Below are 19,767 nucleotides of genomic sequence, written 5' to 3'. Positions count from 1 at the left end.
TCATGGATCGCCACGCTTCGCTCGCGATGACGAAGTCTCTGTTCAAGGTCCGTGTACGGTATCGGGCCGATACGGGAGGCTCGCAGTGACGGGCAACGCCAACACCAGCTGGACGTTGGTCTTTGCTGCCTGGCTGGTGGCCACCGTGGCCACGCTGGGCGCCTTGTTCATGAGCGAGGTGATGGGCTTTGCGCCCTGTGTGCTGTGCTGGTGGCAGCGCATCTTCATGTTTCCGCTGGTGCTGTTGCTGGCGCTCGGGTTGTTCCCGTTTGATGCCAAGGTGCTGCGCTATGCCATGCCGCTGGCCTTCATCGGTTTGGGCGTGGCTGCATTTCATGTGCTGCTCACCATGGGCATCATTCCTGAAGCCATGGCGCCTTGTCGGCAGGGTATTCCGTGCAATGTCATCCAGATCGAGTGGCTTGGCTTCCTGACGATTCCGCTGCTTTCCTTCCTGGCTTTTTTAACCCTCAACGGCTTGCTGCTGGCAGCCTATCGGAGCTCTTCCAAATGAATCCAAAAACCCTGTTTGTCTCGGTGGCTGCCTTGCTGGTGCTGGCGTTTGCCGGTGGCTCTTATTTTTACAAGCAGCAGCAAACTGAAGCAGCAGCGCAACTGGCTGCGCAAAACATGCAGGCGCTGGTGCGCGACGGTGCCCCCAGCTTTGGCAACCCTGACGCGCCAGTGCACATCGTCGAATTTTTTGACCCGGCCTGCGGCACTTGCCGCGAGTTTTATCCGCTGGTCAAAGCGCTGATGGCCGCCAACCCCGACAAAATCCGCCTGTCGCTGCGCTATGCACCGTTTCACCCTGGTTCCGAGGCCGTGGTGAAGGTGCTGGAAGCCGCGCACCGCCAGGGCCAGTTCGAGCCCACCTTGCGGGCGCTGTTTGCCGCGCAGAACAGCTGGGTCATCAACCACACCTCGTACGTCGATCGGATCGGGCCGGTGCTGGAGCCACTGGGCCTGGACATGGCGCGCCTGCAAAACGATGCCAACGCGCCTGATGTGGCCACCATCGTTGCGCGTGACCTGCTCGATGCCAAAACCCTGAATGTGACCATGACGCCAGAATACTTTGTCAACGGCAAACCGCTGCCCAGCTTTGGTTTTGAGCAGCTCAAGACGTTGGTGAACGAAGCCTTGGCCAACTCCAAATAGGCAAACCATGAACCTTCATTTATCGGCCACAGCACTCGCCATGCTGCTGGCCTTGGGGGCCGCTGCGCCCGCAGGAGCGCAAGAAACCCCGCCCGGTGCCACTGTCGAGAGCCTGCTGACGCTGGCCAAAGAGCGCAATCCAGATTTCGCCAGCATGCGCCACGCGGCCCAGGCGGCCAGTGAACGCGTGGCGGTGGCGGGGGCCTTGATGGACCCAAAGTTCCGCATCGAGTGGATGGACATCACCAAAGGCGGTGCACAGTCGCCTACGCTGTGGCCCAGTGATACCGGCGGCACCAAATACACCTTCATGCAAGACCTGCCATGGTGGGGCAAGCGCGATTTGAAACGCAACATCGCTGTGCAAGAGGCGCAAGCCGTTGACGGCCAGGCGCAAGGCAGCTGGACCGAACTGGCGGCACGGGTCAAAACCACGCATGCGCAGCGCTACTTTTTGCATCGCACCCGGCAACTCACCCAAGAGTTGCTGGACTTGACGAGCCAGCTCGCCAATGTGGCCCAGGTTCGCTACGCGGGGGGATTGTCGATGCAGCAAGAAGCCATTCGGGCGCAACTGGAACAAACCGCCATGCAAACCGAGCTGGTGGCGCTCGATGGCGAGTTGCGCCAGGCCGATGCGCGGCTCAATGCCTTGCTGGCGCGCGACGCCAACGCGCCGCTGGCCACGCCTGCAAGCCTGCCGACGGTGCCTGCTGCAGCCAGCTTGCGCGCAAATGAACTGATAACACGCGTGCAGCAACGCAACCCGCACCTTTTCTCGGCGGGCGCACGCATCAGGTCGGCCGAGCTTGGGCGCGAGCTGAGTCTGAAAAACCGCTACCCCGATTTCACGCTGTCCATCGCGCCAACCCAAATGCAAAGCCGCATTGCCGAGTGGGAGCTGATGCTCGAAGTCAACATCCCGCTGCAACAAGGCTCACGGCGCGCCCAGGAGCGCGAGGCGCAGGCCACGCTGGAGGCGGCGCAAGCGCGCCGCGAGGCAGTCGCCAATCAGGTGCTGGCTGACCTGTCAGAAAACCTTGCGGGCATTGAAGCGGCGCAGCGCACCGAGCAACTGGCCACGTCCAGTCTGCTGCCCCAGGCCGAGCTGAGCTTTCAGGCCGCCCTGGCCGCTTACGAAAACGGCAAGCTCAACTTTGCCACCCTGCTCGACGCCCAGCGCCAGGTGCGCCAGGCCAAACAAGCCCGGCTCAAAGCCCAGTTGGATGCCCAGATGAGGCTGGCTGAAATTGAAAAACTCACAGGAGATTCACTATGAAGACCGGCACAGGCTGGATGATTGGCGTGGTGCTGGTTGCACTGGCTGGCGCAGGCGGTTATTACGCTGGCACGCGTGGCCATGCAGTCAGTGCGTCAGCCCTGTCAGGCGCAGGCGACACAGCCGCCAAGCCCGAGAAAAAAATCCTCTACTACCGCAACCCGATGGGCTTGCCCGACACCTCGCCTACGCCCAAGAAGGACTCGATGGGCATGGACTACATCGCGGTCTATGCCGCAGGCGCGGATGAAGACGAAGTGCCGGCCAACCAGGTGAAGATCAGCACCGACAAGGTGCAAAAGCTCGGCGTGCGCACCGAGGCGGCGCAACTGCGCAGCCTCGAAAAGCAGGTGCGCGCCTCGGGCCGCATCGAACCCGACGAACGCCGCGTGGTTGCCATCTCGCCCAAGTTCGAGGGCTATGTGGAGCGACTGCATGTCAATGTGACCGGCCAGGCCGTTGGCAAGGGCCAGCCGCTGTTCGAGGTCTATAGCCCCGAGCTGGTCTCGGCCCAGCGCGAATACGCGATTGCGCTGCAGGGCGTGGCCAGCCTGAAGGACGCGGGTAGCCAGGCGCAGACGGGCATGCAGCAACTGGCCGACGCCAGCTTGCTGCGCCTGCGCAACTGGGACATCTCTGACGCGCAGATCAAGGCTTTGAGTGAAACAGGTGCCACCACCCGCACGCTCACCTTGCGCTCGCCGGTGAGTGGCATCGTGATGGACAAGAAGGCGCTGCAGGGCATGCGTTTCATGCCCGGCGAGGCGCTGTACCAGATTGCCGACTTATCAAGCGTGTGGGTGATTGCCGACGTCTTCGAGCAGGACATCGGGCTGGTCAAAACCGGCACCCAGGCCACGGTCAGCATCAACGCCTATCCCGGCAAGAATTTCACTGGCCGGGTCACTTATGTCTATCCCACCCTCACGGCCGAAACCCGTACCGTGCCGGTGCGCGTGGAGCTGGCCAACCCCGGCGGATTGCTCAAACCCGGCATGTTTGCCCAAGTGGAACTGCCGGTGGGTGCCAAGGGGCAGGTGATTACCGTGCCGCTGTCTGCCGTGATCGACAGTGGCACACGCCAGATCGTGCTGGTGGATCAGGGGAACGGTCGTTTCGAATCGCGTGAAGTCAAACTGGGGGCGCGCAGCGACACTTATGTCGAGGTGCTTGACGGCGTGAACAGCGGCGAACCCGTGGTGGTAGCGGCCAACTTCTTGATTGATGCCGAGAGCAACCTGCAAGCCGCACTGGGCGGATTGGGAAGCGCCGGGCCTGCCGCCGATTCAACACCCGCAACGGGCTCGGCGGCCAAAGCCGTCGGCCACAAAGCCACCGGCACCGTGGAAGACGTGGACCTGAAAGACGGCTCGGTCAGCATGAGCCACGCGCCCGTGCCCAGCCTCAACTGGCCGGCCATGACGATGGAGTTCAAAGCCGCCAACCCGGCCTTGCTGCAAGCGCTTAAACCCGGTGCAAAGGTGGACTTCGAATTTGTCGAGCGCGCGCCCGGCGAATGGGTGATCACCAACATCAAGAAATAGCCATGCTTTCCAATCTCATCGGCTGGTCCGGCCGCAACCGGTTTCTGGTGCTGCTTGGCACCCTGTTCATCATCGCCGCAGGTGTTTTTTCGGTACTGCGCACGCCCATCGACGCGCTGCCCGACCTGTCTGACGTGCAGGTCATCGTCTATACCGACTACCCTGGCCAGGCGCCGCAGGTAGTGGAGGATCAGGTCACCTACCCGCTGACCACCGCCATGCTGTCGGTGCCCAAGTCGCGCGTGGTGCGCGGCTTCTCGTTCTTTGGCGCGTCTTTTGTTTACATCATCTTCGAGGACGGCACCGACATCTACTGGGCGCGCTCGCGGGTGCTGGAGTACCTCAATTCGGCCGCCGGGAGCATGCCCAAAGGTGTCACACCTCAGATCGGCCCGGACGCCACCGGCGTGGGCTGGGTTTACCAGTACGCGCTGCTGGCCAAAAACAAAACCCTGGCCGAGCTGCGCAGCATCCAGGACTGGTATGTGCGTTACCAGTTGACCAAAGCGCACGGCGTGGCCGAGGTGGCCTCGATTGGCGGCTTTGTGCAGACCTACCAGGTCACGGTCGATCCGGTCAAGCTGCGCGCCTACGGCATTCCACTGATGAAGGTCGGCCAGGTGATTCGCGACTCGAACCGCGACGTGGGCGGGCGCGCCATCGAAATGGCCGAGACCGAGTACATGGTGCGCGGCAAGGGGTACCTGCGGGGAATCAATGACATCGAGATGCTGGTGGTCAAGGCCGACCAGGGCACACCGGTGCTGATCCGCGACATTGCCCGCGTCGAACTGGTGCCCGACGAGCGCCGCGGCATCACCGAATTGAACGGCGAAGGCGAAGTGGTGTCGGGCATCGCCATGGCGCGTTATGGCGAAAACGCGCTGGAGGTGATCGCCAACGTCAAGGAGAAGATTGCCGAGATCGGCCCCGGCCTGCCCGAGGGCGTGACGATAGAGACCGTGTACGACCGCTCCGAGCTGATTTACCGCGCCATCGACACGCTCAAGAACACGCTGATCGAGGAGCTGCTGATCGTCGCCGTGGTGTGTTTTGTCTTCCTGCTGCACTTGCGCAGCGCGCTGGTGGCCACGGTGATGTTGCCGATTGCGATCCTGATGGCATTCATTGCCATGCGCGCGCTGGGCATGACCTCCAACCTGATGAGCCTGGGCGGCATTGCGATTGCCATCGGTGCCATGGTCGATGCCTCGATTGTCATGATCGAAAACGCGCACAAACACCTGGAGCGCCTGCCCAAGGAGCACAGCGAGCGCGAACGCGCCGCGGCCCTGATCGAGGCCTGCAAGGAAGTCGGCCCATCGCTGTTTTTCTCGCTGCTGATCATCACGGTGTCGTTTGTGCCGGTGTTTGCCCTTGAGGGCCAGGAAGGTCGGCTGTTTGCGCCGCTGGCCTGGACCAAGACGCTGTCAATGGCGTCGGCGGCCTTTTTGTCGGTCACGCTGGTGCCGGTGCTGATGCTGCTGTTTGTGCGCGGCAAGATCATGCCCGAAGCCAAAAACCCGGTCAACCGGGCGCTGATCTGGCTCTACCGACCCCTCATCGCGGGCGTGATGCGCTGGAAAAAAGTCACCATTGTGCTGGCGCTCGGCTTCCTCGGGGTGTCGTACATTCCGGCCTCGCAACTGGGCTCGGAGTTCATGCCCACGCTCAACGAAGGCTCGCTGCTGTACATGCCGGCCTCACTGCCGGGCATGTCGGTCACCAAGGCCGCCGAGCTGATGCAAACGCAAAACAAGATCATCAAGAGTTTCCCCGAGGTAGAGTCTGTCTTCGGCAAGGCCGGACGCGCCAACACCGCCACCGACCCGGCACCCATTGAGATGTTCGAGACCGTGATCAACCTCAAGCCCGAGGCCGAGTGGCGCGCCGGCATGACCATGGACAAGCTGATTGCCGAGCTCGACAAAGCCATGCAGTTCCCCGGTGTGGCCAACAGCTGGACCATGCCGATCAAGGCGCGCATCGACATGCTGTCCACCGGCATCCGCACCCCGATCGGCATCAAGGTATTTGGCAAGGACCTGGTGGAAATGGAACGCTTGGCCAAACAGATCGAGGCCGTGGTCAAGACCGTGCCCGGCACCTCCAGCGCCTTCGCCGAACGCCTCACTGGCGGCTTTTACCTCAACATCGACCCCGACCGCGAGCAGCTCGCGCGCTACGGCCTGGCGGTGGGCGACCTGCTGGATGTGATCGGCAGCGCGCTGGGCGGCGAGATGGTGACCACCACGGTGGAGGGCCGCGAGCGTTACGGTGTCACGGTGCGCTACCCGCGTGAATTGCGCAGCGACCCGCAGCAAATTGCGCGCGAGGTGCTGGTGCCCACCATGATGGGCGCCATGGTCCCGCTCGGCCAGCTGGCCAAGATCGAGATCGCCAAGGGCGCACCGGTGATCCGCACCGAAAACGCGTTGTTGTCGGCCTACATTTATGTTGACCTGCGTGACCGCGACATTGGCAGCTACGTGGCCGACGCCAAAAAAGCCGTGAGCGAGCAGGTAGCTTTTCCGCCAGGCTACTACATCACCTGGAGCGGCCAGTTCGAGTACATGGAGCGCGCCATCGAGAAAATGAAGGTGGTGGTGCCGGTCACGCTGCTGCTGATCTTTTTGCTGCTCTACCTCAACTTCAAACGCATCACCGAAACCCTGATCGTCATGCTCTCAGTGCCGTTTGCGCTGGTGGGCGGCGTCTGGCTGATGTGGGCGCTGGACTACAACATGTCGGTGGCGGTGGCCATCGGCTTCATCGCGCTGGCGGGTGTGGCCGCCGAGACCGGCGTGGTGATGCTGATCTACCTCGACCAGGCCTGGGAAGAGATCAAGCTCAAATGCCGCAACGCGGGCCGCGAGCCCGGCGCCGCCGACCTCTATGCCGCGGTCATGGAAGGCGCGGTGGAACGGGTGCGGCCCAAGATGATGACCGTGGTGTCCACCATGGCCGGCTTGCTGCCCATCATGTGGGTCAGCGGCACGGGTTCCGAGGTGATGCGCCGCATTGCCGCACCGATGGTGGGCGGCATGGTGTCAAGCACCGTGCTGACGCTGGCGGTGATTCCGGCGCTGTATGCGCTGGTGAAACAATGGCGGCTGAAGCGGGGGCTGGAGGGGTGAATGAGAGGTGCGCGGATGATTTCGGCCCTTGGGCTATCAATCCAATATCGCGATGCCGTGCTTCTCAACAACCGACAACAATTTGGCGGCAAGTTTGCTTGGGCGTTTTTGGCCAGATTCCCATTGATGCACGGTTGAGGGGCTGACGTTGAGGCGACGAGCAAACAGGTTTTGGCTTATCCTGGCTTTCTGTCGCAGTTGCGCCACATCAGCGGCGGCGTAATCGGGCACGGGTGCCTGGCAGAGTGCCTCGTAGTCGCGCATGGTTGCCTTGTCGATCACGCCAGATTGATGCAGTCCCTGCGCAGCGCTCAAGACCGAGGCCATGGCAGCGCTTTTGGCGGTACCGATTTCAGATTTTTTGGTCATGACATATTTCCTTCAACGTTTCACTTTTAAGGCCCACCTCAATACCCCCGAGGCCACCGCGTCCAAAGTCTTTGGCCAGTTTTTTAAACGCACTTAGCTCATCCACCGCGATATTGGCTTTGTCCTGCTTTTCAAAAATGTGGACAAATACCCAAAAAGTGGTGGGTTCTGTCAGAACGATGGAACGACTCAAGTTGTTTCGTAGCCGTTTTTTCCAGACATTGCCACCCAGGTTGTCGCCCTGTCCCAATTCAAGCTCTGCAACCGCCTGACAAAGGTCGATATCCGCAATACCTTGTTTGGCAGCGGCTTTGCTGAAATGCCGGGTTTTGAATGCTCTTGTTTTAGTGACGAGAACAGGCGTTGGCGCGGATGGTTCGGGTTTTGATTTCGCGCTTTAAATATAGCACCAGGTGTTATAAATCGCAACAAATCAAGCACAAAGTTGGTGAGGATGAAACGTGTGCGGCCCAAGATGATGACCGTGGTGTCCACCATGGCCGGCCTGTTGCCGATCATGTGGAGCACTGGCACCAGCTCAGAGGTAATGCGCCGCATTGCCGCACCGATGGTGGGCGGCATGGTGTCAAGCACCGTGCTGACGCTGGCGGTGATTCCGGCGCTGTATGCGCTGGTGAAACAATGGCGGCTGAAGCGGGGGCTGGAGCGGTGATGGTTGCGCGCCATCACCGATGCACGAGCTTGGGCCAAAAAATCTCGACAAAGACGGAGCTGGTCACCATAACGATGGCCACAATCTGGAGCACACTTGGCAAGGCACCCAGAATCAAAATAGCCAGTGCCGCCGCGATCACCGGCTTCAGAAAAAACAAATACGACGCGCGGGTGATGTCGGGTGCCGCAGATATACCGCCAAACCACATCAGTTGCGTGACGGTGGTGTTCCACAGGGCCAATACCAACAGCGACCACATCGCCAGCGGTGGACGCTCGGGCAAGCGCAGCGGGTTGACCCAAATGCCCCACGCGGCGCCCACCAGCAGCCACAACCCAATGCCGCCGAGCATCATCGACAAGGCGATGATGCGCAGCCCGCCGTGGCGGGCCATCACGGGCTTGACCATGACCGCGTAAAACGATCCCATTGCCGCGCAAGCCATGGCCAGCAGCACGCCCCACAGCGTCTGCCCCGAACCTGCCAGGGCGTTGAGCGCGCCGTCTGTCAGCAGCAGGGCCACAGCCAGCGTTGCCATGATGCCGGTGACGATCTTGACGGTGCTGGGCCTCTGGCCGTTGATGACCCAATTGGCCAGGGCGACAAAGATGGGAATGGTTGTGGTCACGGTGGCGACCTGGATCACGGTGGCGTAATCCAGCGCCCAGTGAAACGCCAGGTAGGTGAGCGTGACACCAAAAAAGGAAAGCACCACGATGCGCCAACCTTCCACACGCATTGGCGTGAGCAAGTCGCGGCTGTCGCGGTCCCACAGCGCCCACAAAATGAGCCCAAAGCCACCCAACAGGTAGCGCCAGACCGAGGCTTCGGGCCCGGCCACGCCGGAGAGCTTGGCAAAAAACTCTGACGATGCGTGCCCCGCAACACCCACCAGCACCGCCGGATAAGCCCAACGTTCGGAGATTTTCATGATGCCACTTCGTGGCCAAATCGGGCCAGGCTCGCAGCCAGTTCTTCGGGGCACTCCTGCGGCAGCAAATGCCCTGCTTGCGCCCAATCCTCGCGTTGAGCGTGCGGCAGTTGTGCGTAAAGCCGATCCACCACATCGCGATCCAAAAATACCCGGTCGGCCAAGCCGGTGATCACCAGGGTGGGAAGCCGCAGTGCGCCCCAAGGCAGATTCCAGTCCGTTGTAACCGAATGGCGCATCAGGTTCATGTGGCCGTGCGACGGCTCCAGCGGCGCATAGCCACCTTGCAGGCGGTCGCCACGTACCTTGGCAGCGTAGTGCGGATTAACCAGCAATGGCAACAGCGCGTCCATGAACAATCCGACACCGCCATAGCCGACGATGGCCGGCAGCGCATCGTTCACCCAGGCAATGCGTGGCCCGATTTCGCGCAGGGTATTGAGCAGCACCAGCCCTATGGCATCGGCACCGGCCAACACAGCGCGGGCGGCGTACAAGCCACCAATCGACAGGCCCACCAGCAGGGGGCGCTGCGGCGCAATGTCATGCAACAGGCGCAGCAGGTCGCCCACAATCAGTTGATCAGTCAGCGCCGCCTCTGGCGCAAAGGGCGAGCCGGTTTGCCCGCGAAAGTTCCAGCTCAAGGTACCAAAACCTTGCTCGCGCAGGCGCGGTGCCACCACAGCCTCCCAGGCATCGGTTGACCCGGTCAAAGCATTCACAAAAACAAAGGTCGGCGCGCCAGCGCGGGTCGGCTTGGCGTGAACATAAAACAGCGCGTCGTGCGCGCCAAGTGTGAGAACGGCAGAAATTTGAGTGCTCCTTTTGCGGAAGCCAATCCGCCCGGAGATTGTGCGCCAAATGGATCAGTTATTGGTGCATAAGCCCTTGATGTCTGTCGCCTACACAACAACCCCGTTGCATCGCCAGAACATGGGGCAGGTCGCGAAAAAAAATGGGTTCAGGTTTTGCCCTCACGCAAGGATTTTTCGGGAAGTTTTGTCGCCGGATAACAAGACCTGACCCCTACCCCCCAACTTGACAGATTGGCACAGCGCAATACACTCCTTAGTGCTGTACTAATTTGGTAACGCACCAAGGAGAAATCATGCAAACCACCGTGTCACCCCCAACCGTCAAAGTGATAGGTGCCAATGGACAAATTTCACTCGGTAAGCAATTTGCCGGTCGCCAGGTTTTGGTCGCTGAACAAGAACCGGGGGTCTGGTTGATTCGCACAGCCACTGTCATTCCGGATAACGAACGCTGGTTGCATGAGGCGCAAGCGGCTTCTGACCTGGCACGGGCCGTGGCGTGGTCAACGCAACATCCCGCATCTGACTCGCAAACCGACACAATTCTGGCTACTGCGGTGCAGAGCGAGTAAGGCGAATGAGCGCCAATGACAATCCGATTCGCCTTGACTTGAACAACCCGGTTTTTCAGGAACACCTGTTCGGCCTGCAAAAGCCGGACCGTAACGCGGCCATGGATACCCTGCGAAAAATCCGGAGCCTGAATTGGGGCCAGCTTTACCGTGACAACGGTTTGAAGTGGGAAAAAATCGTCAGCGCAAGACCGCCGCAGGGTGTCGATGCCATCTACTCGCTGCGCATTACCCAGTCACGTCGATGCACGGCGTATCGCGAAGGAGATTTCCTGCGGCTCCTGACCGTGGCGCCTGATCACGACAGCACCTACGGAAGAAAGTAACTGGGGACAGGCTCACAGGTTTTGCCCGTATGCAAAGGGGTGCTGATAAAAGTCAGCAGCCAGCGCATCTTTCGCATCAACCACAACCGTCATGGCGGCAATACCAGCGGCGGCTTGCACGCTGCGATGCAGTGCATCCATCAGCATGAACTCACCCATGCCTTGACCTTTGAGACCTTGATCGACGGCCAATCGCCCCAGCAGCGTCACAGGCAGTTGTGGATAGCGAGGTAGTTTTCTGGCGAGCTCTGGCGGCACCTCATTGGCAGGGAGCGTTGACGCTGACAAAGTGGCGTAACCCAGCACCTTGGCAGCTGGCGGTTGCACCAGCGCAAAAACGGCGGCCACCCGTTTCTCACTGTCCTGGCGCGCTTGCCGTTGCAGATAGCGGTCAAGTGCGCGACTAGCGCAGGAAAAGGTCTGACGCTCGTGTTCTTCTTGCAGCGCCTGCACCTGCCAAGAGGTGGATTGCACGGTGTCAAACGCCCGTCATGGTGCGGTACTGCTCGACAGCCTGGCGCAAGCGATCGTCAGGCTCTGGCGGGAGAGTTTCTACCGGCTTGCATGTTGTTCATCCTCCAGTAAACAAAGCTGTTTGAATATTTCAACAGTTCAAGTTGTACACCAATCATCCGCACATGTCGAAATCGAAGACCTTTCAAAAACTGCCATCGCTGAAAATTCTCGGTGCCAGGACTGTTGTTTCCGAATCAAGCGCATTCAGCACATCGAGTTCGTTCAACTCGGGCCAGAGCCCACGCGCCAAGGCATAAAGCAGCAGGAGCGCCGTCAGGCTGATGAGCATCCGTGGCATCGCGGACGGTCTGAAATCAATGGATTTGACTCCGGGTGTAAGTGAATAAGTCCAGCCCCAGGCACAGCCAACATACAGCGCGACACCGAAGAGCAGGCCGAAGGGCTCCAGACCCATTGACAGCGGAATTGCCACCTACAAAAACAGATAGGCAACAAGCCCGGCCGAGCACCAGCATGCGGCTGTGCGCGTTCACCAAGGGCGGCAAACTTTGCAGACAGGGGGTCTGTTGCGCACAAACGTTGTATCTGGGTAACAAGGTGAGGACATCTTGAGAATTGTCAATTTGAATTTTCGCCGGACGCAAAAAATAGCCCTGCGAGTTCGAAAAAGTGCAATGCTTGATGGGAGATTTCTACAAGGGTGCAGCGGACTCTCAAAGTGCTTGGTCGCTCAGGGTGAGTGGCCAATATTCAACTTAACAGGAGTGTCATCATGGAAAAATTTGTACTTGCCACCCGCCGCTTCATGCGTGACGAAGAGGGTGTGACGGCGATTGAATATGGGTTGATTGCTTCACTGATTGCAGTGGCGATTATTGTGGCCGCAACCTTATTGGGTACCAATTTAGCCGAGATTTTTAATTACATCGCAGGAAAACTTACAGTACCTGCCGCCTGATCCGCCGCGCTTCAATCGACGGTTGGTGCGGTAAAACTCGCGCACCAACCGTCGAGACGCACCGCTTAAAGGATTCATTCTCAAATCAAACCTGGAAGTAACGCCAGTACCTCTTAATGGACAAGTTGACCATGAAATACCAGCACGGTGTCACTTCCATTGAATACACCCTGCTCGCCACCTTGATTGCCATCGCGATCATCGTCGGGGTCAAGGCGACAGGGGAAGCGAATGCCCTGAGTTGGGCCGATTGGACTGGCAGGGTCATTGCGGCGGTGAAAAGCGCGCTAAGTCCTTGAGTTTATTAATGCCGGTGCAACCGGCGGGAAACCAAACATAAGAAGGTAGAAGGGAATCAAATGGAAACCAAGTTAGCTCCTGATGCATGGCAGGCCATAGGCCTGACCACACTGGCGCTGCTGGTGCTCGCCGCGGTGGTGTTCGACCTGCGGCAGCGACGCATTCCCAACACACTCGTTTTGCTGGCGCTGGGCGCTGGCCTCATCATCAACCTCATCGGCCCGCAACTCTGGCTGCGTGGCGGCGGGCTGCTGACCCTCTACCCGAGTGCACTGGGCCTCAAGGGCGCGGCGCTGGGCGCACTCACCGGCCTGGCCGTCTTCTTACCGTTTTACCTGATGCGCGCCATGGGCGCCGGCGATGTCAAGCTGATGGCCGGCATAGGCGCCTTTGTCGGCCCGGCTGCGGCCATTAACGTGGCGCTGTTCATTTTGGTCACGGGCGGCGTGCTGGCTGTGGTGCGCATGGTCTGGGTGCGCAAAACACAACTTGTTTTGTTCAATGTGGTGACGGCGCTCAGTCAGTTGGTGCCCGGCACGGCGGCCAGCTTTGACCCGGCCACCCAGTCCGCCGACCGCATGCCTTACGCATTGGCCATGGCGGGCGGCCTGCTGGCCTACGGCGCGTGGATTTTCAGCGGCCATGCCCCGCTGGTCAATTTCTGAAAGCAAGCATCATGGATGATCTGTCCCACCCCCCATCGCCGCTGCTCAAAGCCGAGCCACCTGACCCGACCGAGGTGCCGGTGGCCGAATCGGCCAGCCTGCCGGCCGCTTTCCTGACCGACCTGGCGCTGCGCCACTTTGCGCGCCTGGGCGAGCTCAAGCTGGTACAGATCGCGCAGCAGCTCGGCATGCCCGTGCCGGCGGTCGATGACTTGCTGACCAATATGCGCAAGCTCGGTCTGCTGGAGGTGCCGCGCCGTGGCGCGCTCGAAGGCGACGTCAGCTACGCGCTGACCGACGCCGGCCAGCGCCAGGCCCGGCTGGCCTATGAAAAATGCAATTACGTGGGCCCGGCGCCGGTTACCCTGCCCGAGTACGTGGCCCGGGTGGGCGAGCAAAGCCAGCACCTGGCGCCGGTGCGCGCCGCGCGCCTGCAGCAGGCCATGGGCGACCTGGTGATCGACCCAGCCATGCTGCCCACGCTGGGCAGTGCGCTCAATTCGGGCAAAACCATTTACCTTTACGGCGCCAGCGGCAGTGGCAAAACCTATCTGGCCGAGCATCTGGTGAAGACGCTGGAGGGCCATATTCTGGTGCCGTATGCGGTGTATGTGGACGGCGAGGTGATTCAGGTCTTTGACCCCATCGTGCATCGCCCGGCGCCCGTGGCCGCGGCGCCCGCGCAGGGCCTGGCGCGCGCGGCACCGTTTGACGGCCGCTGGGTGCTTGTCGAGCGGCCGGTGGTGATTGCCGGTGGCGAGCTCACGCTCGACATGCTCGACCTCACCTACGACCCGCACACCCGCCTGCACATTGCACCGCCGCAAATGAAAGCCAACAACGGCATTTTTGTGATCGACGATTTTGGTCGCCAGCGGGTCAGCCCGTATGAGTTGATGAACCGCTGGATCGTGCCGCTGGACCGCCGCGTGGATTACCTGGCGCTCAATACCGGCACCAAGTTCAGCGTGCCGTTTGACGTACGCGTGGTGTTTTCGTCCAACCTGGCACCCGAAGAGCTGGTGGACCCGGCCTTTGCCCGGCGCCTGGGTTACAAGATTCACTTGCTCCCCATGAACGCGCAAAGTTACCGCGCCGTGGTGGCGCAAGCCTGCGCGCGCAGCGGCGTGCCACCCGACACGGCTGGCGTTGACTACCTGGTCAACACGCTGCACATGCGCAACCTCATGCCCTATCTGCCGAGCCTGCCTTTTGATGTGATCAGCAAGATTGCCGACCGCGCGCGTTACCTTGAAGCGCCCCCGCGCATGACACCCGAACTGCTCGACTGGGCGTGGGCCAATTATTTTGGTGGCAATGGCCAAACGGTGCAAGCCAAGGGCAGCCCGACCCCTCAACTAGGAGAATGAAATGAAGAGCAAACGTGCAATCATCATGCTGGCCCTGTCGGTGCTGCTGGGCATCGCGGCGGTGATGCTGGCGGCCCGCTGGATGGGCCAGCAGGCAGCCACCGACAACACCACAGTGCTGGTCGCCTCGCGCGACCTGGAACTGGGCCAGGCCATTACGCCCACCATGCTGCAGTCGGTGCCGTGGCCCAAGGGTGCGGTGCCAACCGGGTCTTTTGACGACCCCAAGAAAGTGGAGGGCCGCGTGGTGCGCATCAGCATCTTCAAGGGCGAACCGGTGCTGGCGCCCAAGCTGGCCCCTGAGGGCACCAAGGCCGGGCTCGACTCGGTGATCAAGGCGGGGCACCGCGCCATCACCGTCAAGGTCAACGAGGTGGTGGGCGTGGCCGGTTTCCTGGCACCGGGCAGCTTTGTGGACTTGCTGGTGAACTTCAGGGATGAGCGCGACAAACCAATGTCGCGCGTGGTGCTGGAGCGCATCATGGTGCTCGCCATTGCGCAAGAGGCGCAGCGGCCTGATGAGACCAAGCCCAGGGTGGTCAACGCCGTGACGCTGGAGGTCACGCCCGAGCAGGCCGAAAAAATTGACCTGGCACGCAACATTGGCACGCTGTCGCTGATCCTGCGCAACCAGATCGACACCGTGGACGCCGCCACCGACGGCGTGCGCCAGCAAGACCTGTTTGCTGCCGAGCCAGCACCGCCGGCAGCGGTCGCCGCGCCGGTCCAGAAGGTCGTGCGCCGGGTCGTGCGCAAGCCGGTGGCCGTGAAGCCGGCCGCAGAACCCAAAGAACGCGTGGAAGTGATCCGTGGCCTGCAAAAAGCAAGCACAGAATTTTAAGGAAAAGACCATGAAAAACCTTTTGCACCCCCCCCTGTCGGCTTCCCTCTGGGTGGCCATGGCCGTCACACTCGGCGCGGTCACAGCACAGGCGCAAACGCCCGCCGTGATCAAGGGCACCAGCGCGACCAAAGTCCCTGCCGTGGCTGCGGCGCCCAAGGCTGCCAACGTGGTCACCGACCTGTCCACAGTCGGGCCGTCGCTGAACCTGACCATCGGTAAGTCCACCATGATGCGGCTGCCCTCGGCCATCACGCGAATTTCAGTCGGCAACCCGACCGTGGCCGACGTCACCCTGATCAGCACGACCGAGCTCTACCTGCTGGGCAAGACCTACGGCTCGACCAACCTCATCATCTGGCGCAAGGGCGCTGGCCCCACAGCGATCGACGTCAACGTCAACATCGACGTGGCGCGCATGGAGGCCAAGATTCATGAACTGTTGCCCGGCGAAAAGGACATCACCGTGCGCCCGGCGGCCGATTCGGTCATCCTGACCGGCACGGTCTCCAGCGCCGTCAAAGCCAAAGCGGCCGAAGACATTGCCAACGCGTTTGTGCGCGATGTCAACCGGAGCCTGGTGCTGCCCATCGTGGCGGGCCAGGACAAGGTGGCCTCTGGCACCAAACTGCAGGTGAGCAGCACCAGCGGTGGCGGTGGCGCTGCCAGTGCCAAGGTGGTGAACCTGCTGCAAATTGCCGAGGCCCAGCAGGTGATGCTGGAGGTGCAAATTGCAGAGGTCAGCAAAACACTGCTTGATAAATTGGGAATCGACTACTCCAGGCTCTACACATCCGGGGGGTCATCTCGATTCTTGTCCGGAATAATTGGGGGTGGGTCTGGCGTTCTGGGCCTCTTTAGCTCTGGCCTAAGTGCAGGGCTAGAAGGCGCCGCGAATAGCGCAGTAGGAAGTAAGAAGATCGAAGAGATTGGAGCAAGAGCAAGCGCCAACTTGAGCACGGCTGGCAGTGGAGCAACGCTGCTAGGTATCGATGCCAAGAAAAAAGATGGTCTGATCAAAATCCTGGCCGAGCCCAACATTGTGGCCATCAGCGGGCAAGAGGCCAGCTTCCTGGCGGGTGGCAAGATATTCATTCCCGTGCCCGACGGCGATGGCGGAACAACGTTGGAAGAAAGAGAGTACGGTGTGGGCGTCAAATTCACGCCCACCGTGTTGGAGGGCGGGCGCATTCACCTGAAGGTGGCCCCCGAGGTGTCGGAGCTGAACCAGACTGGCACAGCATTCGCCACGGTCAACGATCAAACAACGATTTTGCCGAGCTTTACCACCCGGCGCGTGCAAACCTCGGTGCAGTTGATGGACGGCCAAAGCCTGGCTATTGCCGGTTTGATCAAAAACAACGTCATCGAAGCGATGGACAAGTTCCCCGGCCTGGGTGAAGTGCCGGTGCTGGGCGCGCTGTTTCGCAGCAGCGAATTCCAGGGTGACCGCAGCGAGCTGATGTTTGTCATCACGCCGCGCTTGGTCAAGCCCCTTGACCCCAACTACATCCTGCCGACCGACAGTTTCGCGCCGCCCAACCGCAGCGAGTTCTATTTCGGCAACAAGCTCGAAGGCTGGGGCCATGAAGACATTCCGGCCGACAAGCGCAGCGCCCCGATCAATGCCACCGGTGGCATGGAAGTCAAGTAAGGAGATTCATCATGACAAACGCACTTTTCTCCACCCGCTTCGGCGGTGCATTGACCGCCGCCGCGTGTGCGGCGCTGCTGAGCGCCTGCGCCAGCTCCACCCCTGTGCTGGACGCCAATTTTGGCGACGCCGTGCGCCAGGCGCGCGCAGCCCAGACGCTCAACCCGAACGCCTCGGCCAACCGCGACCCGGTGCTCGGCATCGACGGCCAGGCCGGCGCCGCCGCGCAAGAGCGCTATCAGGAATCCTTCAAGTCGCCGCCCAAGACGTTTGAAGTCACCAACATTGGCGGTGGGCTGACGGGCAATTGAGCCCCCGGCACTTTCAGCAGGAGCAAAACCATGAATGCAGTCACACGCTTGAAAACGACGCCCCACCCGCGCCAGCGCGGCGCGGTGGCCATCATGTTTGCCATCTCCTTGCTGGTGCTCTTTGGCTTCATGGCGCTGGTGTTCGACTTGGGGCGCACCTACGTGGTGCGCACCGAGTTGCAGAACGCAGCCGATGCGGCGGCGCTGGCGGGGGCCAAGGAGCTCAATCAAAAACTCAGCGGCGTCCAACAGGCCATTGCCACGGTGAAGGCAATTGGGGCGGAAAATCACACAAAGTTCTCGTTCAAAGGGAGTGCTGCTGTTGTGATCTCCGATCCCATGATCAGCGTGAGCAGTTGTCCTTATGAGTGTGCATGGATTCAGGCCAGCACCATTGACACTGATGCCCAGGCTGCCGACAAGACTTTTATCAAGGTCGAGATTCCATCAGACGGACTCACTACGTTTTTTGCGGGCATAGCTGGCAACACCACTACCAATACCTACGGGCTTGCAGTAGCTGGGTTCTATGTGAGAGAGATCTCGCCCATTGGGATTTGTGCGATTGATCTGGATAAGGGCGGCACCAGAGACCTCCCCGCACCGCGCACCGAAAAAGAGCTGACTGAGTTCGGATTTCAGCGGGGCGTGGCCTACAACATCATGGAGCTTGGGCCTTTGGGTGGAAGCGGCCAGCCCTATTTGCTCAATCCGGTCGATAAGTGGGGTAGTCCCGCGTGTGACCCATCACATTCGTCTGCGTCCTATACGGCTCCTTTTGTATGTACCGGCACCTCGGCCGCCATCGGTACCGTACCAGGCATTGCTTATGGCAACCCCGGCTTTTCGGCTGGGCCAATGCAAGTTGCGCTCAATTCCAGATTCAAGGTGAACGCTTGCGCACCGCAGGACGCCAATGTCAGGCAATATACCGTCCCCAACACGGCGGAGGCCGGTCCGTCAGGCAATCCTCGCGATTGGACTGATCCAGGCGCTGACGTCTATCCCACACAACAATCAATTACCATTGATTCGGTTACACGCAAGCCCGTTCCCGATCCAACGATCGGGCAGTATGGCGCACTCTGGTCCTATAGCCGGGCAGTACAGGCGGTTGGCACATCACCCAACGCCACCGCAGGCGCTGCCTTCACACTGAATGATTGGCCAGACTTGTACGCTGGCAACACGGCAGACCAGACAGCTTCAGGCTATCCTGCAAGCCCGTCGATGCCGCCCTTTCCAACCGATACGCTGGCAGCGCCTTACAACACTCTGAGTGGCAGTAAGTATTTCGCGTCGCCCCCAACTGCACCTGGAAAAAGAGACCGGCGTGTGCTTAACCTCGCGATTGTCAACTGTCCAGCATCAACGGGAACCGGCTGCAACTCGACGATACCAATCATCGGCATCGGAAGGTTTTTCATGCAGGTTGAAGCCGATTTGCCAAAATCAATTGAGGCTGAATTTGCCGGCTTGATCGATCCTCTTCCACCACCAACCGAAATCAGGTTGTACAAATGAACACCCGACCCCAACTCTTAGATGTAATGCGACCGATTAGGCGGGCATCGCAAATGGGCGCTGTCGCAGTCGAATTCGCCTTCGTACTCGTGATTCTGCTGCTCATCCTGGCCGGTATGGTCGAATTTGGCCGCACTTTCTGGTATGCCGATGCGCTGACCAAGGCCACGCGCGATGGCGCGCGCGTGATGTCTTCCTGGCCCGCTGCAACCCTCAGTACACAGGGGCTCGGTGCGGCACGCACCATCACCTTGGGCAGCGCCAACGCAGCCAACGTGAGTCCCCCACTGGCAGCAGGGAATGTGGTGGTGGAGTGTCTGAGTGACGGGTTTGGTTTCATCTCTTGCGCTGATGGCGCACCGGCCAACGTCAGGGTCAGCATCGATGGTTTCACCGTGAACCTCGGCGAATGGTTTCCGTTCATCGGCACCGACGGCTTGATCAGTTTTGGCGGTATTGCGCTGGCGCCGCACACCACCATGCGTTACATGAATTGAGGCCTGCCATGAAAAACGCAAAGCTAGCCAATGTCACATCAAAAGTGCTGCAGCGCGGCGTGGCTGCGGTTGAATTTGCCCTGGTCGCCATTCCGTTTTTGTTGCTGCTGCTGGGTGCGATGGAGTTCGGTCGCCTGCTGTACCTCTGGAACACAGCGCAGGAAGTGACCCGCAACGCCGCTCGGCAGGCGGTGGTGTCAAATTTCAACGATGTCGATGCCATCAAACGTGCCGCTGTTTTTCGTACTGGTAGTAGCACAGACTTAGACAAAACATGGCTGCCCGCATCTTCTGAAATTTCCGCGGAGAAAGTCGTCATCCTTTACCTCAATGCGGGAGGAAGCGTCATTGCCAAATCCA

At 60.4% G+C, this 19,767-nt stretch carries 25 protein-coding genes; 18 read left to right on the top strand and 7 right to left on the bottom strand.

Going from position 1 to position 19,767, the window contains the following annotated elements; all coding sequences use genetic code 11:
* From IBX54_RS05815 to IBX54_RS05795, 5 genes are all read left to right on the top strand, one after another.
* The coding region (locus tag IBX54_RS05815) for a disulfide bond formation protein B (protein ID WP_367141815.1) at positions 1 to 514 on the top strand (514 nt) is incomplete at its 5' end.
* Positions 511 to 1,161, top strand: a complete 651-nt coding sequence (locus IBX54_RS05810) for a thioredoxin domain-containing protein (protein ID WP_296541717.1) — start codon at positions 511 to 513, stop codon at positions 1,159 to 1,161. The genes IBX54_RS05815 and IBX54_RS05810, both read left to right, overlap by 4 nt.
* 7 nt (positions 1,162 to 1,168) lie before the next feature.
* Positions 1,169 to 2,440: a TolC family protein gene (locus IBX54_RS05805; protein ID WP_296541716.1), complete on the top strand. Its 1,272-nt coding sequence runs from the start codon at positions 1,169 to 1,171 to the stop codon at positions 2,438 to 2,440.
* On the top strand, positions 2,437 to 3,984 hold the full coding sequence (locus IBX54_RS05800; protein WP_296541715.1) for an efflux RND transporter periplasmic adaptor subunit: 1,548 nt from the start codon (positions 2,437 to 2,439) through the stop codon (positions 3,982 to 3,984). Before IBX54_RS05805 ends, IBX54_RS05800 begins: the two co-directional genes overlap by 4 nt.
* A 2-nt stretch (positions 3,985 to 3,986) precedes the next feature.
* Positions 3,987 to 7,121 carry an efflux RND transporter permease subunit gene (locus IBX54_RS05795; protein WP_296541714.1) on the top strand — a complete coding sequence of 1,045 codons (3,135 nt, stop codon included), beginning with the start codon at positions 3,987 to 3,989 and terminating at the stop codon, positions 7,119 to 7,121.
* 36 nt (positions 7,122 to 7,157) lie between these two features.
* Here IBX54_RS05795 and IBX54_RS05790 read toward each other — a convergent pair whose 3' ends face one another.
* From IBX54_RS05790 to IBX54_RS05780, 3 genes are read right to left on the bottom strand one after another with little or no spacing between them, the layout of a single operon-like run.
* The gene (locus IBX54_RS05790; protein ID WP_296541713.1) at positions 7,158 to 7,490 is read right to left on the bottom strand and encodes a helix-turn-helix domain-containing protein; all 333 of its coding nucleotides are present in this window, start codon (positions 7,488 to 7,490) and stop codon (positions 7,158 to 7,160) included.
* The gene (locus IBX54_RS05785) at positions 7,474 to 7,773 is read right to left on the bottom strand and encodes a type II toxin-antitoxin system RelE/ParE family toxin (RefSeq protein WP_296541719.1); all 300 of its coding nucleotides are present in this window, start codon (positions 7,771 to 7,773) and stop codon (positions 7,474 to 7,476) included. Before IBX54_RS05785 ends, IBX54_RS05790 begins: the two co-directional genes overlap by 17 nt.
* Complete coding sequence (locus IBX54_RS05780) at positions 7,680 to 7,988, bottom strand: hypothetical protein (RefSeq protein WP_296541712.1); 309 nt, start codon at positions 7,986 to 7,988, stop codon at positions 7,680 to 7,682. The genes IBX54_RS05785 and IBX54_RS05780 overlap by 94 nt, the downstream gene beginning before the upstream one ends.
* Between IBX54_RS05780 and IBX54_RS05775 the strand changes: the two genes are divergently transcribed.
* Positions 7,975 to 8,163, top strand: a complete 189-nt coding sequence (locus IBX54_RS05775; protein WP_296541711.1) for an efflux RND transporter permease subunit — start codon at positions 7,975 to 7,977, stop codon at positions 8,161 to 8,163. The two genes, IBX54_RS05780 and IBX54_RS05775, sit on opposite strands and share 14 nt — an antisense overlap.
* A 13-nt stretch (positions 8,164 to 8,176) precedes the next feature.
* Here the strand turns inward: IBX54_RS05775 and IBX54_RS05770 are convergent, their stop codons facing one another.
* Positions 8,177 to 9,097, bottom strand: coding sequence for a DMT family transporter (locus IBX54_RS05770; protein ID WP_296541710.1), 921 nt, complete (start codon positions 9,095 to 9,097; stop codon positions 8,177 to 8,179).
* The gene (locus IBX54_RS05765; protein WP_296541718.1) at positions 9,094 to 9,873 is read right to left on the bottom strand and encodes an alpha/beta hydrolase; all 780 of its coding nucleotides are present in this window, start codon (positions 9,871 to 9,873) and stop codon (positions 9,094 to 9,096) included. The genes IBX54_RS05770 and IBX54_RS05765 overlap by 4 nt, the downstream gene beginning before the upstream one ends.
* A 332-nt stretch (positions 9,874 to 10,205) precedes the next feature.
* Here IBX54_RS05765 and IBX54_RS05760 point away from each other — a divergent pair, with 332 nt between their 5' ends.
* Together IBX54_RS05760 and IBX54_RS05755 are read left to right on the top strand one after the other, a co-directional pair.
* Complete coding sequence (locus tag IBX54_RS05760; RefSeq protein ID WP_296541709.1) at positions 10,206 to 10,484, top strand: hypothetical protein; 279 nt, start codon at positions 10,206 to 10,208, stop codon at positions 10,482 to 10,484.
* Between the two features lie 5 nt (positions 10,485 to 10,489).
* Positions 10,490 to 10,810 carry a hypothetical protein gene (locus IBX54_RS05755; RefSeq protein ID WP_296541708.1) on the top strand — a complete coding sequence of 107 codons (321 nt, stop codon included), beginning with the start codon at positions 10,490 to 10,492 and terminating at the stop codon, positions 10,808 to 10,810.
* 12 nt (positions 10,811 to 10,822) lie between these two features.
* On the opposite strand, the gene IBX54_RS05750 is transcribed toward IBX54_RS05755, so the two are convergent.
* Complete coding sequence (locus IBX54_RS05750; RefSeq protein ID WP_296541707.1) at positions 10,823 to 11,284, bottom strand: GNAT family N-acetyltransferase; 462 nt, start codon at positions 11,282 to 11,284, stop codon at positions 10,823 to 10,825.
* 184 nt (positions 11,285 to 11,468) lie between these two features.
* Positions 11,469 to 11,759, bottom strand: coding sequence for a hypothetical protein (locus IBX54_RS05745; RefSeq protein WP_296541706.1), 291 nt, complete (start codon positions 11,757 to 11,759; stop codon positions 11,469 to 11,471).
* 300 nt (positions 11,760 to 12,059) lie between these two features.
* Here IBX54_RS05745 and IBX54_RS05740 point away from each other — a divergent pair, with 300 nt between their 5' ends.
* The 10 genes from IBX54_RS05740 to IBX54_RS05695 form a co-directional block, all read left to right on the top strand.
* Entirely contained in the window at positions 12,060 to 12,245 is a 186-nt protein-coding gene (locus IBX54_RS05740) for a Flp family type IVb pilin (RefSeq protein ID WP_296541705.1), read from the top strand.
* 131 nt (positions 12,246 to 12,376) lie between these two features.
* Positions 12,377 to 12,544 (top strand): Flp family type IVb pilin, encoded by a 168-nt coding sequence (locus IBX54_RS05735; RefSeq protein WP_296541704.1) that lies wholly within the window; start codon positions 12,377 to 12,379, stop codon positions 12,542 to 12,544.
* 60 nt (positions 12,545 to 12,604) lie between these two features.
* A complete protein-coding gene (locus tag IBX54_RS05730) occupies positions 12,605 to 13,210 on the top strand; it encodes a prepilin peptidase (RefSeq protein ID WP_296541703.1) in 606 nt (201 codons plus the stop codon).
* A gap of 11 nt (positions 13,211 to 13,221) precedes the next feature.
* Positions 13,222 to 14,580: a helix-turn-helix domain-containing protein gene (locus tag IBX54_RS05725; protein ID WP_296541702.1), complete on the top strand. Its 1,359-nt coding sequence runs from the start codon at positions 13,222 to 13,224 to the stop codon at positions 14,578 to 14,580.
* A gap of 1 nt (position 14,581) precedes the next feature.
* Positions 14,582 to 15,421, top strand: coding sequence for a Flp pilus assembly protein CpaB (gene cpaB / locus IBX54_RS05720; RefSeq protein ID WP_296541701.1), 840 nt, complete (start codon positions 14,582 to 14,584; stop codon positions 15,419 to 15,421).
* 10 nt (positions 15,422 to 15,431) lie between these two features.
* Complete coding sequence (locus IBX54_RS05715; RefSeq protein WP_296541700.1) at positions 15,432 to 17,075, top strand: type II and III secretion system protein family protein; 1,644 nt, start codon at positions 15,432 to 15,434, stop codon at positions 17,073 to 17,075.
* An 11-nt stretch (positions 17,076 to 17,086) separates the two neighbouring features.
* Entirely contained in the window at positions 17,087 to 17,386 is a 300-nt protein-coding gene (locus IBX54_RS05710; protein ID WP_296541699.1) for a hypothetical protein, read from the top strand.
* A 30-nt stretch (positions 17,387 to 17,416) separates the two neighbouring features.
* Positions 17,417 to 18,910 carry a TadE family protein gene (locus tag IBX54_RS05705; protein ID WP_296541698.1) on the top strand — a complete coding sequence of 498 codons (1,494 nt, stop codon included), beginning with the start codon at positions 17,417 to 17,419 and terminating at the stop codon, positions 18,908 to 18,910.
* A 53-nt stretch (positions 18,911 to 18,963) separates the two neighbouring features.
* The gene (locus IBX54_RS05700; protein ID WP_296541697.1) at positions 18,964 to 19,407 is read left to right on the top strand and encodes a TadE/TadG family type IV pilus assembly protein; all 444 of its coding nucleotides are present in this window, start codon (positions 18,964 to 18,966) and stop codon (positions 19,405 to 19,407) included.
* Between the two features lie 8 nt (positions 19,408 to 19,415).
* The coding region (locus IBX54_RS05695) for a TadE/TadG family type IV pilus assembly protein (protein WP_296541696.1) at positions 19,416 to 19,767 on the top strand (352 nt) is incomplete at its 3' end.

This window comes from Rhodoferax sp., assembly GCF_014859475.1.
Lineage (GTDB): Bacteria > Pseudomonadota > Gammaproteobacteria > Burkholderiales > Burkholderiaceae_C > Rhodoferax.
The sequence above is the reverse complement of the archived record's forward strand: the minus strand, read 5'-3'. Positions and strand labels throughout refer to the sequence as shown.

Excerpts from the sequence above, each read along its gene's own strand:
- IBX54_RS05810 (WP_296541717.1), top strand. The coding sequence starts at position 511 with ATGAATCCAAAAACCCTGTTTGTCTCGGTGGCTGCCTTGCTGGTGCTG.
- IBX54_RS05805 (WP_296541716.1), top strand. The coding sequence starts at position 1,169 with ATGAACCTTCATTTATCGGCCACAGCACTCGCCATGCTGCTGGCCTTG.
- IBX54_RS05800 (WP_296541715.1), top strand. The coding sequence starts at position 2,437 with ATGAAGACCGGCACAGGCTGGATGATTGGCGTGGTGCTGGTTGCACTG.
- IBX54_RS05795 (WP_296541714.1), top strand. The coding sequence starts at position 3,987 with ATGCTTTCCAATCTCATCGGCTGGTCCGGCCGCAACCGGTTTCTGGTG.
- IBX54_RS05790 (WP_296541713.1), bottom strand. The coding sequence starts at position 7,490 with ATGACCAAAAAATCTGAAATCGGTACCGCCAAAAGCGCTGCCATGGCC.
- IBX54_RS05780 (WP_296541712.1), bottom strand. The coding sequence starts at position 7,988 with ATGGTGGACACCACGGTCATCATCTTGGGCCGCACACGTTTCATCCTC.
- IBX54_RS05770 (WP_296541710.1), bottom strand. The coding sequence starts at position 9,097 with ATGAAAATCTCCGAACGTTGGGCTTATCCGGCGGTGCTGGTGGGTGTT.
- IBX54_RS05760 (WP_296541709.1), top strand. The coding sequence starts at position 10,206 with ATGCAAACCACCGTGTCACCCCCAACCGTCAAAGTGATAGGTGCCAAT.
- IBX54_RS05755 (WP_296541708.1), top strand. The coding sequence starts at position 10,490 with ATGAGCGCCAATGACAATCCGATTCGCCTTGACTTGAACAACCCGGTT.
- IBX54_RS05740 (WP_296541705.1), top strand. The coding sequence starts at position 12,060 with ATGGAAAAATTTGTACTTGCCACCCGCCGCTTCATGCGTGACGAAGAG.
- IBX54_RS05735 (WP_296541704.1), top strand. The coding sequence starts at position 12,377 with ATGAAATACCAGCACGGTGTCACTTCCATTGAATACACCCTGCTCGCC.
- IBX54_RS05730 (WP_296541703.1), top strand. The coding sequence starts at position 12,605 with ATGGAAACCAAGTTAGCTCCTGATGCATGGCAGGCCATAGGCCTGACC.
- IBX54_RS05725 (WP_296541702.1), top strand. The coding sequence starts at position 13,222 with ATGGATGATCTGTCCCACCCCCCATCGCCGCTGCTCAAAGCCGAGCCA.
- cpaB (WP_296541701.1), top strand. The coding sequence starts at position 14,582 with ATGAAGAGCAAACGTGCAATCATCATGCTGGCCCTGTCGGTGCTGCTG.
- IBX54_RS05715 (WP_296541700.1), top strand. The coding sequence starts at position 15,432 with ATGAAAAACCTTTTGCACCCCCCCCTGTCGGCTTCCCTCTGGGTGGCC.
- IBX54_RS05710 (WP_296541699.1), top strand. The coding sequence starts at position 17,087 with ATGACAAACGCACTTTTCTCCACCCGCTTCGGCGGTGCATTGACCGCC.
- IBX54_RS05705 (WP_296541698.1), top strand. The coding sequence starts at position 17,417 with ATGAATGCAGTCACACGCTTGAAAACGACGCCCCACCCGCGCCAGCGC.
- IBX54_RS05700 (WP_296541697.1), top strand. The coding sequence starts at position 18,964 with ATGGGCGCTGTCGCAGTCGAATTCGCCTTCGTACTCGTGATTCTGCTG.